The organism is Chitinophaga flava (genome assembly GCF_003308995.1).
GTDB classification, from domain to species: Bacteria; Bacteroidota; Bacteroidia; order Chitinophagales; family Chitinophagaceae; genus Chitinophaga; species Chitinophaga flava.
Map to the genome: position 1 here is coordinate 2,496,899 of NZ_QFFJ01000001.1, position 15,658 is coordinate 2,512,556.

A 15,658-nucleotide genomic window follows, 5' to 3' on the forward strand; every position below is an offset into this window, starting at 1 on the left:
AATCGGGATGCAAATGTATGTATAAATTTTACAAAACCAAATTCTTCCGCAAAAAAAACTATTTTTTACTTTCTTCTTTTTGCAGGCAGGCCATAATCGCCAGTATGGTAGCAACCACAGAAATGATGGTGCGGACGTTATGCCAGCCGTTCCAGGGTCCGGCAAAAGTATTACGGGCGTCTGCCAGCTGCTGTGCGGAAGCTCCGGCCACCTGTACCTTTGCCAACGCATCGTTCATCGGCACATTAGCTGCGGAAGTGATACCAAACACACCTACAATGTAAAGGATGGCAGACAGCCACAGCAGCCCTTTTCTGCGTCCCTGCTGTTGAATAGCCGCTACCGGCAACAGTATCGCAGCTCCCAGGAAAGCACTCATAAACAACGGATTAACGATCACATCGTTGATAGCCTGCATCGCGGTAATATACTGCGCATCGGGTAGGCGGGTGAAAGCCGGATTGATGGATACTGCAAAGCCAAAAAACAACCCTGCCACCAGGGCAGCGGTTAAAGTAGCGGTGATCATTATGATCTGTCTTGTGTTCATCTGGAAAATAATTTATACCCCAAAGCTATAGCTGCGGGCACACTAAAAATTGAATAAAACCGACACTGGATTATTTTATAAGCAATATTTCTTCACCTGTTTCATCCAGCAGCTTCTGGAACTGATAGGGAGAGCAGCCGGTGAATTCTTTAAAGGAGCGGATAAAATGAGATTGATCGGCATAATCGTTTTCAAAGGCAATATCTGAGAGTTTATTGTAGTCGTTGCTTTTCAGCTGGTGCAGGGAAGCCTGGTACTGACAGATTCTGGAAAATAATTTTGGGGAGATACCCACATACTCCTTGAAGCGCCGTTCAAAAGTACGCTCTGTGAGCTGTAGTTTGTCCTGCAGATCTTTGAGAGAAGTGCTGCCATTGGAGCCCATGATTTGTGACACGGCATATTCCACAATACTGTCTCCTGTCACTTTGTTTTGGGTGATTTTATTATGGAGATAGGCAGATAAAACTTCTATCCGGTTGGTGGCAGAACCGGCTGTGGCCAGCTGTTCCGGCAATGTTTTTTTTCCGGGCAATAGTCCCAGATCCACACAGTCGTTGGTGAGCTCGCCGGCATTCATACCAAACACCGACTTCAGCCCATTGGGGTGAAAGATAACGCCGGTAGCCTTCAGCGGGCCCAACGATGCGATCTCTACATTCCGGGTGGTTTGTCCATACAGGAAAATTTCCGGCAGCTCCTTGTTTTCCCGAACAAAAGTGCCGGCATCCGGATGCTGGAAAATCAGCCCCGGACAACCATCTACCAAAGACCCAAAGGCCTTGGCCAGTGCCTGGGGATCATTGCCCTCCAGTGTCCAGAAATAACGAATATAAGCCTGCAGGTAAGCAGGTGCCGGAATAAGCTCGTACCTGATATGGTTATCCGCGGTTATCATCTTCATAAAAATACATAAAAAGGGCAATAATTATTGCTGGTCATAATATCCGCGTAGCGCCTGTGTTTTATCCTGCATCAGCCGGAGTGCACCATTCAACAGATGGCCATGGTCCAGCGAAAATCCCATATAATGCTGCAGCAGCTCGTTGGCTGGTGCATCGAATCCATGCCGCAACATCGCTACGTATTTCTCCGCGAAGCGGGCATCCTGATGTGACATATCCAGCAACTTACATGCTACCAGCACCGCATACAGGTAATTGACATTATACAACGGATCATCAAAGAGTAGTCGTTTATTGATCCATTCTGTACTACTTTCCGGCTCATTGGCCGTATAAATGCTGTAGGCAGAAGCAATGCCCGTATACAGACTATCGATATCCTGCTGGTTATTGATTTTACCGGCAGCCACGCCTTCGTACAACTGTTCTTCAAAGGTACCTTCCACGGCGGAAGTAAATAACTCAAACGCCAGATAGTCGGTCAGCCGTTTGGTATAAAAAATTTTTTCCTCCCTGGTGGCAGCTTGTTGAATCAGTTCATCCAGCAACAGTAGTTGGTTGAGCATGGCAAATGATTCGAATAGGAAATTGGGACCACGACTATACGAAGGAACAGTCACCCCTTCGCCCATAAGTTTGCGATGGATAGCATGCCCTCCTTCGTGAATCAGTACCAGTGCAGCCTTCAGGCTGCCGTCATATTCTTTCATATACACCGAGACGGGTACACCCGGATAACCCAGCGAAGTAAATTCTGTCTGACGGTTGGGACCTCCGGAGAGGTCCAGGGCTCCCTGCTGCGGATCGAGCAGCCAGCTGTAGTGAGACACATACTCTTTTCCCAGGGGAGACAACGCTTTCAGTATAGTACGGCGTGTACTGGCAAATGACTGTGCTGGCGGGTTCCATCCGGTAGGTAAAGACAGGTCCCAACTATGCACAGAGGTGAGCCCTTTCTGTTTCATGAGCTGTGCCGCCTGCAAACGTTGATAGTCTTTCACTACCGCTGCATGTTTCATCATTTCATCCAGCAAAGCCTTCACACTGGTATCTGTCAGCTGTAAACGGCCAGCATAGGCCTTTTGCGGAGCATTGACATAGTTGTACACACCAGCCAGGTTGTTGCCATGTCTGACAATATCAATCAGGGTGGCGGCCAGCAGCTCCCCATGTTGGGCGTAAGCACGGCTGTAGGCACGGGCTCCGGCGGCCCTTACCGCCGCATCCGGATGTTTCAGCAACACGGATCTTTTGCTGACTGGTTCCAGCGTATCGCCGGACGGCGTGATAACAGGCTCTCCTTTTACCTTGTCCATCAGGCGGTCATACCGGTCTATCAGTCCATCCAGCACCGGATCTACCAGCTTATCAATCAGTTCCTGGTCCCGTACAGCAGGTGTGTGGACTGCTTTTTCCCGGGCTTGTCGTAAACGATAATCATATTTTTTCAGGGCAGTCTGGTCTTGTACCGAAGCAGCTGCTGCTATTACCGCCGGCCGCTGCAATGCATTGTTGACAAAGGTCTCCAGCACGCCGATACTGCTGCTTAGCTGGTTCATATCTGCCTTGGCTGCGCTGTCTTTTATGTTTCCCCAGGCCGCCAGTTTGCGATACAGATAATGTCGCTGTAAAGAAACCTGCAGCTGTTCCGATCTGTCCAGCCGGGCTATCAGATTATTCCGGTTCCAGACCGTATCTGTCTGAAAGGTCTTCACACTGTCCATTAACCGTTGCCTGGACGCCTGCTCTTCAGACAGAGAGGGGAAGAAACGAGTGAAATCAACATGAAAGTCAGTAAAGGATTCTTTTTGCTGTGCAGCAGCAGGGGTGACAATCGCTACAAAAAAACAGAGGAAGCTGGCATACGCTCCTTTTCTCATAAGCATTTGTTTGACAGGATAAATATAATAGCGTTCTGTTGAAAAGGGAAATTATACTGGAACAAGATAACATCCCGTTGATCCGATGATATCATAAACGTTATACAGGTTGTCAAAAGTATCTACAGCAAAAACTTTCTCCCTCTTTTCGATTTATTAACTCAGGTGAATGAACAGTTTTTTTTCCGGTTTTAGTTTTGTCCTATAAATCAAACTACCTAAAACCTTTTCCCATGTTGCTTTTCAACCTGTTACTGCTGACACATTTTATGGCCTTTGCCGGTTACCTGTTTATCCTTGCCTCCTTGTGGACCAACATAGAAGCCCCCCGGGATAAAAAAGGACTGTTCCTGGGCATCGCCATTCTACTCACAGGCATCGCCCTGGTAGCCCTGAAATACCCGGCTATCAATTACTACAAGGTAGTACCCAAACTGGGGATTTTTGGGGTAATAACGGTAATGAATATCCGTTTTGCAGATAAACCCTTCACCCGGCAGGCATACTACTGGATGGTAATATTAACATTGCTGGCAGCAGTCATCGCCACTATAAGAGTTTAGTATTTACCACAAACAATTTGTATCTATGCAAAACCGGACAACCGGCTGTATCAAAACCGGACGTCACACGATTTTTGAACTTTCATAACTACCTGACAGTCATAATACAATTAAAATGGCACTATCCTAGTGGCCCCAATGACCAAAACTAAAAGGAATGCTTAACAGTCATTTCAGGATCGCGATCAGAAACCTGTGGAAACACAAGGCCTTTTCTGTCATTAATATTGCGGGATTAGCTTTGGGCATGGCTTGCAGCCTGTTGATCCTCTTATGGGTACAGGACGAAAAAAAGGTAGATGCTTTTCATGCCAACGGGCCCCGGTTGTATAGTGTATACGAAAAAATGTTTCATGAGGGCCTCATTGATGCCGGCTATGCCACCCCTGGCTTGCTGGCAGAAGAGCTGAAACGTTCTATGCCGGAGGTAGAAAAAGCGTCCGGCATGGGATGGTCCAGTACCAACTCTTTTGCCGCAGGAGATAAAATATTGAAAGAAGAAGGTCGTGCAGCCGGCACTGACTTTTTTGAGATGTTCAGCTATCCATTGGTGGAAGGTAGTGTACAGGAAGCTTTGTCAGCTCCCGAAAACATTGCTATCTCCCGCAGGATGGCCGTGGCTTTCTTTGGCAGCGCGGCAAAGGCTATTCATCAGACTATCCGGTATGATAACCACCGCGACTTTACCATCAGCGCCGTGTTTGAAGACCTGCCAGCCAATGTTTCACAGCGGTTTGACTTCCTGCTCAACTGGGAAGCCATGAAACAGGAAAACGACTGGATCACCGACTGGGGCAATAACGGACCAGAGACAATTATCATGCTGCGTCCCGGCGCCGACGTTGCAAAGCTGGAACAGAAAATCACCAACTTTCTACAGGATTACAACCGGCACAGCGCAGCCTTCCATAGTGAACTGGGCCTGCAACGTTATGATGAAAGATATCTTCATGGCCGCTTTGAAAACGGACAAATCAGTGGAGGCCGCATCACCTATATAAAATTATTCAGCCTGGTGGCAGTGTTTATCCTCCTGATCGCCTGCATCAACTTTATGAACCTGACAACTGCCCGTTCTTCCAAAAGGCTGAAAGAGATAGGCGTACGTAAAGTACTGGGAGCCGTTCGCGGACAACTGGTGCGCCAGTTCATCGGAGAAGCCGTGCTGACAGCCGTTTGCGCGGCTTTCCTAGCAGTATTGGTGGTATTGCTCGTGATGCCGGGGTTCAATACCCTCACCGGCAAACAGATGTCCCTGCCTATTCATCTGCCGCTGTTCTGGGGCGCCCTCGCTTTGCTGACATTATTCACCGGTATCATCTCCGGCAGCTACCCAGCGCTGTTCCTGTCAGGCTTCAGCCCCATTAAAGTACTGAAAGGTACCCTGTCACAAAAGGCCGGCAGCAGCTGGTTCAGAAAGGGACTGGTAACTTTTCAGTTCGTACTGTCCATTATCCTCATCATCTCCACGATATTAATTTCAAGACAGATCAGCTATATCCAGGACTCCAACCTGGGATATGACCGGGTAAATCTGGTGTATATACCGATAGATGGAGAGCTGAGCAATCAGAAAGATGTGTTCAGACAGGAAGCGCTCAACACCCCTGGTGTGGTGGCCGTTACCCGCATGCTGGGCAATCCTACCAGCCTGGACAGCCGTACCAGCGGTATTGACTGGGAAGGCAGAAACCCTACTACCAAATCTTACTTCACCCATTCTACAGTAGGTTATGATTATATTTCCACTATGCATCTTCAGATGGCGCAGGGGCGCGATTTCTCCAGAGAATTTGCCACTGATTCTGTGGGCTATATTGTGAATGAAACCGCTGCGAAAAAAATCGGTTACAAAGACCCTGTCGGCAAACCACTCACCTTTTGGGGTAAACGCGGACATATCATCGGCGTGGTAAAAGACTTTAATTACCAATCGTTGCATAATACGATAGAGCCACTTGTATTACGGCTGGACAACAGCAATGCCTCCGGCGTATTCGGCACCTTCCAGGCAGGGACTTTTCTGGTGAGGATACAACCAGGTAAAGCCCGGCAGGTGCTGGCCGGTCTGGAACAGCTATGCCGTAAGCTGAATCCCAGATTCCCTTTCAGCTATCAGTTTGCAGATGAAGAATATACCCGGCTGTATAAAAGTGAGCAGGTGACCGGCCGGCTGTCGGTGATCTTTGCAGTGCTGGCGATCTTTATTTCCTGTCTGGGGCTACTGGGACTGTCTGTATTCACAGCGGAACAACGGGCCAAAGAAATCAGCATCCGTAAGGTGATGGGGGCCAGTGCAGCGTCCTTGTTTGGTTTGCTGTCATCCGGTTTTCTGTCGCTGGTAGCCATCGCCTTCCTGATAGCGGCTCCGATAGCCTGGTGGGCCATGCATGTCTGGTTACAGCAGTTTGCCTATAAAACAGGCATCAGCTGGTGGATATTTGTATTATCCGGCATGATTGCTGTGCTGATTGCATTGGGAACTATTAGTTTTCAGGCTATTAAGACGATTAACATCAATCTGGTGAAAAGCCTGAGAGGTGAATAAAAAATTGCGTTAAAATGCGAACGCAGGTATGTTAGAAGTACTACAAGGGTACCCTGAAATGGGTGCCCTTGCTGTTATGGCCCTTCAGTATAAAATAACTACCTTTAAACGATGATACCCTGTTCACATATCGCTGATATAAAAAAACATCCGCCGCTCTGGCTGATGGTGTTGTTTGCGTTATGTAGCACGGCCTTTTATCTGCCATATGACGGGTATTGCAACAAACCAGCCGTACAGGACGAACAGGTATATACCGGTACCTGTAAGGGCGGCAAAACGATCAGTTATCAAAGGGCTTTATCGCTGTTGTATCCGGCTGTGGCGAACTACCACTTATCGGTAACCATGGCCCTGGCAGCTGCAGATAATCATATCCACGTCCTGCTGCGCAGTGCTGCTGAAAAATGCAGGCATATCCAGTCTTTTCCTCCTTCTCTTCCCGTAAAAATGCCCACTGCAGAAGAAGCACTCCCTTTAATCTCCTGATACCAGTTATGCTTCATTAAATGTTGCCTCTCCGGCAACGGTAATTTTATTATCTAAATTTTTCACTCCATGAAAAAAATGAAACCCGTATTGCGGGTATTGCGAATTATATTGTTTTGTATGATGGCTGCTATGTGTATGTGTTTGTTTGCTGGCGTGCCTATCAGCATGCCCAGAGTAAGGGAAGATGCACCCATAGAGGTAGTGGTCAAACCAGATACAGAAAACACCAACAAGCCTGCTACAATTGACTTTCAGGCTTTCAATTAATCATAAAAGCGTCCGGTAAATACCGGACGCTTTATTTCAGGCAATTTCTGCCTATAACTTTTTGAGTCTTTCGATTGTTATAAAAACTACATTATGAATTCACCCTATTTTTTAACTTAAAAAAAGTAATGTTATGCCCTACTCTCCTTTGTTAATAAAACCTTTTAAAGAAGAATTGACCGAAGCAGGTGTACAGGAACTGCTAACCGCAGCTGATGTAGACAAAGCCATGGACCAGGATGGCACTACGCTGGTGGTTATCAACAGCGTTTGTGGTTGCGCTGCCGGAACTGCCCGTCCAGCTATTAGATTGATGATCGAAAATGGAAGTAAAAAACCAGATCGTATTCTAACTGTATTCGCAGGACAAGATCTGGAAGCTACCGCCCGCTTTCGACAACACATCTCTGATATTCCTCCTTCATCTCCATCCATTGCGATGTTTAAAGACCGGGAACTGGTCATGTTCATCCCCAAACACAGAATAGAAGGCCGTGACGCAATGTCACTCGCCAACGACCTGAAGGACATCATGGAAGAATTTGTATAAATACCATAAAAAAAGGCCGGATCAGGTGACCGGCCTTTTATCTAAAAAAAATATTGTTATTAATAAGCTCCTCCCAGATCAATAGAAGGACCATTACCTGCCGGCAGATCATATACTTTCTTCAAGTTGCTGCCATCCACATCACAACCGTAGATATCATGCTTCCTACGGCCAGGAGTAGCAGGATAAAGCGTTTCCACTACAAAGAATACTTTTTTGCCATCCGGTGATAAACGTACATCGTTAATGATGCTCTGGTCGGCTCCCAGCGTAATATTTACCTTTTTTTGTCCGGTGCCATCGTAGTTCACCAGCCATATTTCCTCACCAGTTTCGGGTGTATACTTTATAAACGCCAGTTTGTTAAGCTGTGTGGCAGCACCACCTGCACCATTTACAGAAAGGACTCCTGTCGGGCTTACACTCAGACCATTACCCACGATCACACCGCCTAAGGTTGTGGCTGTAGCAGGAGGAAGCGTATATGCACTACCGTTACTACCGTTACTTCCATTACCACCCGTATTGCTTCCCGGTTCAGCATCGGCAGATTTTTTACAACTGATCTGAAATAGTAAAATAGCGGTGGAAAAAAGGATTAAAACAAACGATCCTAATAACATTCTTTTCATAATATAGGTTTTATTTATAGTTAATTAAAATGTAATACATACAATATTAGTAAACTATAAATAAAACATACACATTTTCTACATCAAACTTCTCATGTTCCTTATCTATAACTTGTTTTTCTTCCCTTGCCGGAACATGATTGTAAAAATTGTAAGTTCGTAGTAAGAGCAACAGGCTCAATAAAACGATCCTATGACGGAAATACTGCGAACCAAACGACTCATCATACAACCTATCAGCATTGCTGATGCTGCTTTCATCTATACTTTAGTCAACACCGATGCCTGGAAACGGTTTATCGGCGACAGACACGTCAACACACTCGATGATGCCATCAGCTATATCGACCGTGTAATGGAAAACCCTGCCACCGATTTCAAAGTAGTCAGAAGACTGGAAGATCAGTGTCGGGTTGGTATCGTCACCCTGATCAAACGAACATATCTGCCTCATCATGATATCGGCTTTGCCTTCCTGCCACTGTACGCCGGAATGGGCTATGCCTATGAAGCAGCATACGCCCTGATGGAAGATGTAAAAAACGATCCCGCCCATACCCACATACTGGCCACCACCGTACCCGGCAATGAACGGTCTATCCATCTACTGGAAAAACTGGGATTGAAATTCAGAGACACACTATCTCTCAATGGGGAAAAGCTGTTGTTATACCGGCGCCGGTTTTAGCCAACAGCTAATATTATAACTTCACGGAAAAGCCCATCTCAGCAGTAATCGCCAGCCTGTTCCAGGCATTGATGGCGATAACTGCCATGAGCACCTGCGCCAGTTTCGTTTCACCTAAAATAGTAAGGGCTTTGTTGTACGTATCTGCAGCCACTCCATGCTGATGGATGAGCGTAATTTCTTCGGTGAGCTGCAACATGATTTTTTCTTCTTCAGAAAAAAGATTGGTTTCCTTCCATGCATCCAACAGGAAAAGCCTTTGGGCATTTTCACCATCACGGACTGCATCCACTGTATGTAAATTGATACAGTAAGCACAGTGATTGATTTGTGAAGCACGTACCTTTATCAATCCTTTTTCTATCTCAGACAACTGGGTAGTATGTAAATATTTTTCAAGGCCCCTCAGTGCTTCATAAGCCGCAGGCTGCACCGCAGCGAGATTCATTCTTTGTTCCATAGTGATATCTTTTATTTAATCACAAAACTATATCACCGGACTCCGGAAAATCTTAAACCCGTTTAAGATTTTCGTTTCTTTCGTAATTCACTTAAATATTCAGGAGTAAAGCCCAAATAAGATGCCAGCAGGTACTGAGGAATCCGCTGTGCAAAAGCTGGTTCATTCTTACTGAAATGCTCATATGCCTCTTCCTTGGAAAAATCGTGCAAATATTTGATCCTGTATTGAGAAGCAGCCAGCGCCCGTTGATGCATAATCCTGAAATAGGATTCAATGGCCGGAAACTGCCTTATCAGGCCCTCATACACATCATTATTGATAGCAAGCACGATACTCTTTTCTACTGCTTGCAAACAAAAATCCGTTGGCCGCCGACTGAGTAAAGACATATGATCTGTCAGCCACCAGTTCTCAATAGCAAAATGGGTGGTTTGCTCTGTTCCCTTATCATCAATAAAAAACATTCTCAGACAACCTTTCACTACAAAATAGTTGGCCCTGCAAAGCTGTCCTTCTGCAAAGAGATTTTGCTTTTTCTTTAATTCAATGGTATCTGTAAAACTTAGTATACTGTCTGCATCAGTATCCTGGACAGCGATATAATTTTTCAGATGTTGAATAAAGGGATGAAACATTACCTGATAGTTTCTTTCAAAATTATCTACTATCAGGCAATATCACAACCCTATTACATTTTACAACCCGATTTCTTCCAGAAGATTATTGTGAACAGGCTGCCATCCCAGCTCCTTACGTGCCTTTTCTGCACTGGCAAGAATATTAGAACCCATACCAAAATGAGCCATGGCAGGCCCCCAGGTCCGAATCGCCTCCTGGATGGACAGTGATGTTATCTCCCCATCCAATCCTAAAACCTGATTAATTCTTTCAGCAATAGCATAAAAAGAAGTCTGCCCGTTTTCCGCATAATAGAAAGAGCCTGCTGTGCCTTTTTCCAAAGCCAGCTCGTACAAGGCGATCAGGTCCATGACATGCACATTGGAAGTAAGCGTCACGCCCTTACCTACCATCACAGCCTTATTTCTTTTTTTTGCTTCTCTTATCAAGGTAGGTATCTGATCACTTTCCTTTTTAAGACCCAGCCCTTTACCATATACCAGCGTAGGACAGATCACCATGCTGCGTATGCCCCGTTGTGCAGCAGCCAGTACAGCCTTGTCAATCGCTACACGTCCGGCCCTCTCCAGCAAAGGGTTTTCCGGGATGTCTGTATATACTACCTCGCCGGCATATTGTCCTTCGGCCTTATCACCAAGAATACCGCCTCCGGAAGTGTGGATAAATGTTTTTCCACTTCCTTCGAGTGCATCGAGGATAGCCGCCACCATAAAGGGATCATCGGAATCGGAGACATTAATGATAATATCTGCCGTTTCAAAAAGAGCCGGCAAATCAGGATTTTCCAGCAGTATTCCAGCAGTTGCATGTACTCCCAACTGTTGTACTAATGCCACGTCTGTCTGTTTCCTCACCAGACTATTCACCTGATAACCTCTCTCCAACAGATAAACTGCCAGTGAGCCACCGATATATCCTGTCGTTCCCAGAATAAATACACGCTTCGCTTTCATCTTTTTGAAAGCAAAGCTCCCGACAGCTTTTTAAAATAAAAACCCGAAACTTGCGAATTTCAGACAGGAAAAATTACGTTATATCTTCTCAATAAATATTATGTTAACACCAATAGAACAATCATCTGCACAAGTCTTTTCCACATATCCACAACGGGATATCATACCATTGTTCTGGGCTTCGAAATAGCTGTTTGCATTATCTCTTTTGATCAGCCATTCGTCTTTCGCCTTTTTATAGATTTCATCCAGTGTGAGCATAGAAAAACCGGCGCCGTGCGAACCTATCGAACTTTCGTCTTCGGTCCATTCTTCCTTTGTAACTACCTGGTTGGAGCCTGGATCTCTGTCTTTAGCCACATAAGACCTCATGATAACTTTACCTTCCTTTACAGTAATAACTGTTACAGAACTGCTTCCAGTCCAGGATGCAAAGGAAACCCCATACCGATAGGTGTTATTGGAGGATGCTTTAAAATTCATCCAGGCATCGTAGCTCTTTTTAAAATCATTGTCATAGGCAATCTTATCTTTTTTGCATGATACAAACAGAATGCCCGTCAGCATTAGGACAAAGAGGTAAACATTTTTCATACGTGTGATTTTGTATTCAAACGATGAGAGATTGGTGAATGTTACAGGATAAGTTTTGCACTGCATCGCCATTGATTTAATTCGCATAACTTTATTAAAACAGGTTGATCTAACTTTGCTGTGTTAACTTCTAACTCATATGAAAACAGTGCAACAACCCATTCATTCAGGATTTCATGCTTCCAGTACAGCGGAGGAAATAGCCGCTGGTCATGATTTAACGGGAAAAGTCGTTTTAGTCACCGGCGGCAATTCAGGTATCGGTTATGAAACCGTTATAACGTTGGCGGCTATAGGAGCAACAGTTGTTGTTGGCGCCAGGGATGCCGGCAAAGCAGCAAACCGGCTTGCTCATCTGAAAAATGTGTCCTTTCTTCCGCTCGATCTGGCCGATCCAGCTTCTGTAGACAGCTTTGCAGCGCATTTTCTGGCAGAACATAACCAACTGCATTTATTATTCAATAATGCCGGATTATTCCGGGTGCCACAACTTATGAAAGACCAGCGTGGCTATGAGCTTCAGTTTGGTGTGAACCATCTGGGGCATTTTCAACTGACCGGGCGGCTATGGCCGGCACTGAAAAATGCAGGCAGTGCGCGGGTCATCTCTCTGTCTTCCATAGGACACCGGCACATGGGCCTGCGATTAGACGATCCAAACTTTGAAAAGCAGCCCTTTGATACCATGAAAGCCTATGGACAATCCAAGACAGCCAATGTACTTTTTGCCGTTGAACTGGACCGCATAGGGCAGGAACATGGCGTCAGGGCATTTGCCGTACATCCCGGCGCTATCATGACAGATATCTTCCGGCATGTGACACCTGAAGAACAACAAGTCTGGGCATCACGGGTGGATAACCTTAAAACGCCGCAGCAAGGAGCTGCTACTTCTGTTTGGTGCGCCCTGAGTTCTCAACTAAACGGCATGGGTGGCGTTTATTGTGAAGATTGTGATATAGCCGTTCCCGTGCCCGATGATGACCCTGCCTTTTATGGTATCCGCAACCATGCCCTTGATCCGCTTAATGCCGCCACCCTGTGGAAGTTCAGCGAAGAAGTAACCGGTATCAGATGGCCTTAATAATGACAGGGGAAACACCCCTGCAGTTCCGCAGGAAACTACTATGATTATTTACGTCGGTTGATCTTCCATCTGAGTAATAACTCCCATTGCATCACCAGCTTCATATTCATTCCCAGCGAATCCTTTGCAGTATGTAATACCGGAATTACCGTACGGGCTGCAGCCTGCCATCTGTGATGATCGTAATATACTTCAGCAGTGATATTACCCTGGAACTGACCGATGCTGTTCCAGGTTTTACTTTTATCTGCGGTAGTGCTGTTGTTAGTGCGGGTACTGATGGTATCACGGACTTCTTTGGTTTCAAAGATGGAGGCAGTATGTCCGTAATATCCTTGTACGCCTGCGCTTCCGAAGAAATCACCCACTATACGGTGATGGTAGGCCAGTGATGCGCTATAGCCGAAGGTTTGCCTCAGTGTACGGGTGATCTTATCGTTAGGTCCTGCCAGGCTTATCCCGCTGTAATAAGGGGCATCCTTGTACAGTTGGGTAGCCATTGCATTCATGTCCAGGCTGATGGCAGCATTATTCCAGGTGCGTTGTATACGGATACCCGGAATTAAGAGTCTGTACAGCTGGCTGTTTCCATCGGGGCCTTTGTAATAGCCCGGATGGCTGTTCACCGGCACCGGGATGGTCCACTGTCCCAGCAGCTGCCAGAATCCTGGCGTATGTTGCTTTACCTGCGGCAAATGGTTACTGGCAAGGCGGTCTATGGTTTCCCGGCTGGCTTTTAAGGGGTGTTCTGTTTTATGATGATAAAGCGGAAGGGCTTGCAGGTTCAGTCTGGCAGGTAACGCAGGTTTTAGCATGGCGGATGCTTCGGAGCCGTTAACGGCTGCCAGATCTGATGCTGCAGTATTCCCGGAGACTTCCTGGGATAGGCCAGAAGATGACAGTGTATTCGTAGCCGTTATATCATTGTCGTTTCTTTCTGATTCTCCGGCATTGTTACCGGATGGAGTGATATGCCTACGTATATGCAAAACCGTTGTACCGGAATGGCGCCCGGCTTTGTCACCAGGATCAGCGGGAGTATGCTGAGCTGCGGTTTTATATGTGGCTGAGCTTTTCGCAGATCTTCCTCCTGCTGCAGGAAGGTATGAGGAGGTGCTGTTATTACCTGCTGACACATTCGAGGCAGAATGACCAGGAGCTGCAGATGCAGGGTCATTGGCAGCCGGAGCTGTTGTATTGGGAGCAGCGCCTGACATGGGGGAAATACCTGATGTGTTAGCGGCAGCCGTCCGTTGCTTAGTACTTACTGTAGTAACAGAGGACCGTTCTTCTTCAGGGATATCCGGCAGGGAAGATTTCGTTTTTTCTGGATCTGCAGCTGTTGTTTTGTCAGCAGCCAGCGCTGTATCTGGTTTGGAAACTACGGGGATACTTACGTGATCCGCCATGGAATCTTTAGTAAGGGTCGTGCTGTCTTTTATGGTAATGGCATTGTCTGCCGGCTCTAATACCGGCGCAGGAAGGTTATTCCGGTGTACAACGTATAGTACAGTACTGGATATAAACAGGGCACCGACTGCATATTTAACGAAGGGCAGCATTTTGGCGAAGATGCCAGCTGAATTTGGAGCGGGATGTCCATGGGTAGGGGATGTCACGGGCATCACTGCATTCAGGCGCTGCTCCATGAGCTTCCAGCTGTCATCAGCGGAAGGTAAGGAAATGGGGACTTCTCCTTCGTCCCAAAAGTGCTTATGCAGGTTACTTTCACTCACTCAGGTATCATTTAAGGTAGTGTTGCTCCAATATCGGTTTCAGTTTGCTTCGTGTTTCACTCAGGTGCCATTTCACTGTTCCCGGGCTTTGTTTAAGCATTTCGGCAATATCTTTCACCGGAAAGCCTTCCAGATAAAACAGTGTGCACACAGCTCTGGTAGATGGAGGTAATGCGTCGAGCAGCTTATAGATATCTTCCCAGGCCAGTTTGTCCAGCGTATTATTCTGCGTCGTCACTACTTCTTCATCTATTTCATTATGTGATGGCCATTTACGGCTGCGTATTTTGTCCAGTGCCGTATTTCTGACAACAGTATACACCCAGTTAAAGAATTCCCCTTTAGCGGCGTCATATTTTTCCAGTTGTGTAAATACCTGCAGCATACCATCGTTCAGTACTTCCACTGCTTCTTCAGGCTGGCTGAAGAATTTCCGGCACAATAAGAATAGTGCCGGGTAGAACTTCCGGTATAGTTTTTCCTGGCTACGTCTGTCGTTGGCCAGGCACTCACGTACCAATTGCTGTAAATCTTCCAAAGGACAATACTGTTACAGTACCAAATGTGGGTTATCAGAATGGAAAAAGTTGCTATAGACTATACAGTCATATAGCAACTAAAGCTCTTGTTATCAGTACTGTCTACAAATGCAGAACAGAAAACTGTTTTGTCTAACAGGATAGCATACACGTCATCAGTTATCTCCTCCGTAAAGTGTCCGGGCGGGGATGCCATGATGTATCTATCGGATGTCTGGGACTGTCTACCGGATGCCTGGGCGTGTCAATCGGATGTCTCGGTGTATCAATCGGATGCCTTGGTGAATCTATTGGATGCCACGGAGTATCCGGATGTTTGATGGTATCACCGGGATGATGTATAGAATCAAGCCTGGTACTATCATGGCGATGCCCCGTTGAGTCGGCACTCAATTTCGCCTTCTGTGCAGCCATTTCCTGAAGGGTTATTTCGCTCATGTCTTTTTTACAACCAATCACAAAACAAATACCCAGCAATGCTGCTAAAAAATAAATAGGAAGATATCTCATAAGAAAAGTCGTTTATAAAAGTAAACGGGAGCAGTTGCGAAAGAGGTTGGGTAAAATGAAAA

The 15,658-nt window shown here is 46.2% G+C and carries 18 protein-coding genes; 7 read left to right on the forward strand and 11 right to left on the reverse strand.

Annotated elements, in window-relative coordinates; all coding sequences use genetic code 11:
* Nucleotides 1-58: 58 nt before the first annotated feature.
* From DF182_RS09950 to DF182_RS09960, 3 genes are all read right to left on the reverse strand, one after another.
* Complete coding sequence (locus DF182_RS09950) at nt 59-550, reverse strand: anthrone oxygenase family protein (protein ID WP_113615478.1); 492 nt, start codon at nt 548-550, stop codon at nt 59-61.
* A 70-nt stretch (nt 551-620) separates the two neighbouring features.
* On the reverse strand, nt 621-1,454 hold the full coding sequence (locus DF182_RS09955) for a helix-turn-helix domain-containing protein (protein ID WP_211327089.1): 834 nt from the start codon (nt 1,452-1,454) through the stop codon (nt 621-623).
* A gap of 24 nt (nt 1,455-1,478) precedes the next feature.
* A complete protein-coding gene (locus tag DF182_RS09960; protein WP_161964110.1) occupies nt 1,479-3,335 on the reverse strand; it encodes a M3 family metallopeptidase in 1,857 nt (618 codons plus the stop codon).
* 233 nt (nt 3,336-3,568) lie between these two features.
* Here DF182_RS09960 and DF182_RS09965 point away from each other — a divergent pair, with 233 nt between their 5' ends.
* The 5 genes from DF182_RS09965 to DF182_RS09985 all read left to right on the forward strand — a co-directional run bounded on the left by DF182_RS09965 (nt 3,569) and on the right by DF182_RS09985 (nt 7,755).
* Nucleotides 3,569-3,898 carry a hypothetical protein gene (locus tag DF182_RS09965; protein ID WP_113615480.1) on the forward strand — a complete coding sequence of 110 codons (330 nt, stop codon included), beginning with the start codon at nt 3,569-3,571 and terminating at the stop codon, nt 3,896-3,898.
* A gap of 157 nt (nt 3,899-4,055) precedes the next feature.
* Nucleotides 4,056-6,446: an ABC transporter permease gene (locus DF182_RS09970; protein ID WP_113615481.1), complete on the forward strand. Its 2,391-nt coding sequence runs from the start codon at nt 4,056-4,058 to the stop codon at nt 6,444-6,446.
* Nucleotides 6,447-6,557: 111 nt separating this feature from the next.
* The gene (locus tag DF182_RS09975; protein WP_113615482.1) at nt 6,558-6,935 is read left to right on the forward strand and encodes a hypothetical protein; all 378 of its coding nucleotides are present in this window, start codon (nt 6,558-6,560) and stop codon (nt 6,933-6,935) included.
* A gap of 69 nt (nt 6,936-7,004) precedes the next feature.
* Entirely contained in the window at nt 7,005-7,205 is a 201-nt protein-coding gene (locus tag DF182_RS09980) for a hypothetical protein (protein WP_147243400.1), read from the forward strand.
* A gap of 133 nt (nt 7,206-7,338) precedes the next feature.
* A complete protein-coding gene (locus DF182_RS09985) occupies nt 7,339-7,755 on the forward strand; it encodes a BrxA/BrxB family bacilliredoxin (protein WP_113615484.1) in 417 nt (138 codons plus the stop codon).
* A gap of 59 nt (nt 7,756-7,814) precedes the next feature.
* On the opposite strand, the gene DF182_RS09990 is transcribed toward DF182_RS09985, so the two are convergent.
* Complete coding sequence (locus DF182_RS09990) at nt 7,815-8,387, reverse strand: TolB-like translocation protein (protein WP_113615485.1); 573 nt, start codon at nt 8,385-8,387, stop codon at nt 7,815-7,817.
* Nucleotides 8,388-8,580: 193 nt separating this feature from the next.
* Between DF182_RS09990 and DF182_RS09995 the strand changes: the two genes are divergently transcribed.
* The gene (locus DF182_RS09995; protein ID WP_113615486.1) at nt 8,581-9,075 is read left to right on the forward strand and encodes a GNAT family N-acetyltransferase; all 495 of its coding nucleotides are present in this window, start codon (nt 8,581-8,583) and stop codon (nt 9,073-9,075) included.
* 13 nt (nt 9,076-9,088) lie between these two features.
* On the opposite strand, the gene DF182_RS10000 is transcribed toward DF182_RS09995, so the two are convergent.
* From DF182_RS10000 to DF182_RS10015, 4 genes are all read right to left on the reverse strand, one after another.
* The gene (locus DF182_RS10000; protein WP_113615487.1) at nt 9,089-9,535 is read right to left on the reverse strand and encodes a carboxymuconolactone decarboxylase family protein; all 447 of its coding nucleotides are present in this window, start codon (nt 9,533-9,535) and stop codon (nt 9,089-9,091) included.
* A gap of 62 nt (nt 9,536-9,597) precedes the next feature.
* Nucleotides 9,598-10,173 (reverse strand): Crp/Fnr family transcriptional regulator, encoded by a 576-nt coding sequence (locus DF182_RS10005; protein ID WP_113615488.1) that lies wholly within the window; start codon nt 10,171-10,173, stop codon nt 9,598-9,600.
* Nucleotides 10,174-10,233: 60 nt separating this feature from the next.
* Nucleotides 10,234-11,130 (reverse strand): NAD-dependent epimerase/dehydratase family protein, encoded by an 897-nt coding sequence (locus DF182_RS10010; RefSeq protein WP_113615489.1) that lies wholly within the window; start codon nt 11,128-11,130, stop codon nt 10,234-10,236.
* Nucleotides 11,131-11,208: 78 nt separating this feature from the next.
* Nucleotides 11,209-11,724, reverse strand: a complete 516-nt coding sequence (locus DF182_RS10015; protein WP_147243401.1) for a hypothetical protein — start codon at nt 11,722-11,724, stop codon at nt 11,209-11,211.
* A gap of 139 nt (nt 11,725-11,863) precedes the next feature.
* Here DF182_RS10015 and DF182_RS10020 point away from each other — a divergent pair, with 139 nt between their 5' ends.
* On the forward strand, nt 11,864-12,808 hold the full coding sequence (locus DF182_RS10020; RefSeq protein WP_113615491.1) for an SDR family NAD(P)-dependent oxidoreductase: 945 nt from the start codon (nt 11,864-11,866) through the stop codon (nt 12,806-12,808).
* Nucleotides 12,809-12,855: 47 nt separating this feature from the next.
* Here DF182_RS10020 and DF182_RS10025 read toward each other — a convergent pair whose 3' ends face one another.
* The 3 genes from DF182_RS10025 to DF182_RS32115 all read right to left on the reverse strand — a co-directional run bounded on the left by DF182_RS10025 (nt 12,856) and on the right by DF182_RS32115 (nt 15,596).
* Nucleotides 12,856-14,547 carry a hypothetical protein gene (locus DF182_RS10025; RefSeq protein WP_113615492.1) on the reverse strand — a complete coding sequence of 564 codons (1,692 nt, stop codon included), beginning with the start codon at nt 14,545-14,547 and terminating at the stop codon, nt 12,856-12,858.
* A gap of 7 nt (nt 14,548-14,554) precedes the next feature.
* Entirely contained in the window at nt 14,555-15,085 is a 531-nt protein-coding gene (locus DF182_RS10030) for an RNA polymerase sigma factor (RefSeq protein ID WP_113615493.1), read from the reverse strand.
* A gap of 160 nt (nt 15,086-15,245) precedes the next feature.
* Nucleotides 15,246-15,596 carry a hypothetical protein gene (locus DF182_RS32115; protein ID WP_147243402.1) on the reverse strand — a complete coding sequence of 117 codons (351 nt, stop codon included), beginning with the start codon at nt 15,594-15,596 and terminating at the stop codon, nt 15,246-15,248.
* Between the last annotated feature and the right edge of the window lie 62 nt (nt 15,597-15,658).

What these genes read in the sequence shown, in the direction of transcription:
- DF182_RS09950 (WP_113615478.1), bottom strand. Translation starts at nt 550, where the DNA reads ATGAACACAAGACAGATCATAATGATCACCGCTACTTTAACCGCTGCC.
- DF182_RS09955 (WP_211327089.1), bottom strand. Translation starts at nt 1,454, where the DNA reads ATGAAGATGATAACCGCGGATAACCATATCAGGTACGAGCTTATTCCG.
- DF182_RS09960 (WP_161964110.1), bottom strand. Translation starts at nt 3,335, where the DNA reads ATGAGAAAAGGAGCGTATGCCAGCTTCCTCTGTTTTTTTGTAGCGATT.
- DF182_RS09965 (WP_113615480.1), top strand. Translation starts at nt 3,569, where the DNA reads ATGTTGCTTTTCAACCTGTTACTGCTGACACATTTTATGGCCTTTGCC.
- DF182_RS09970 (WP_113615481.1), top strand. Translation starts at nt 4,056, where the DNA reads ATGCTTAACAGTCATTTCAGGATCGCGATCAGAAACCTGTGGAAACAC.
- DF182_RS09975 (WP_113615482.1), top strand. Translation starts at nt 6,558, where the DNA reads ATGATACCCTGTTCACATATCGCTGATATAAAAAAACATCCGCCGCTC.
- DF182_RS09980 (WP_147243400.1), top strand. Translation starts at nt 7,005, where the DNA reads ATGAAAAAAATGAAACCCGTATTGCGGGTATTGCGAATTATATTGTTT.
- DF182_RS09985 (WP_113615484.1), top strand. Translation starts at nt 7,339, where the DNA reads ATGCCCTACTCTCCTTTGTTAATAAAACCTTTTAAAGAAGAATTGACC.
- DF182_RS09990 (WP_113615485.1), bottom strand. Translation starts at nt 8,387, where the DNA reads ATGAAAAGAATGTTATTAGGATCGTTTGTTTTAATCCTTTTTTCCACC.
- DF182_RS09995 (WP_113615486.1), top strand. Translation starts at nt 8,581, where the DNA reads ATGACGGAAATACTGCGAACCAAACGACTCATCATACAACCTATCAGC.
- DF182_RS10000 (WP_113615487.1), bottom strand. Translation starts at nt 9,535, where the DNA reads ATGGAACAAAGAATGAATCTCGCTGCGGTGCAGCCTGCGGCTTATGAA.
- DF182_RS10005 (WP_113615488.1), bottom strand. Translation starts at nt 10,173, where the DNA reads ATGTTTCATCCCTTTATTCAACATCTGAAAAATTATATCGCTGTCCAG.
- DF182_RS10010 (WP_113615489.1), bottom strand. Translation starts at nt 11,130, where the DNA reads ATGAAAGCGAAGCGTGTATTTATTCTGGGAACGACAGGATATATCGGT.
- DF182_RS10015 (WP_147243401.1), bottom strand. Translation starts at nt 11,724, where the DNA reads ATGAAAAATGTTTACCTCTTTGTCCTAATGCTGACGGGCATTCTGTTT.
- DF182_RS10020 (WP_113615491.1), top strand. Translation starts at nt 11,864, where the DNA reads ATGAAAACAGTGCAACAACCCATTCATTCAGGATTTCATGCTTCCAGT.
- DF182_RS32115 (WP_147243402.1), bottom strand. Translation starts at nt 15,596, where the DNA reads ATGAGATATCTTCCTATTTATTTTTTAGCAGCATTGCTGGGTATTTGT.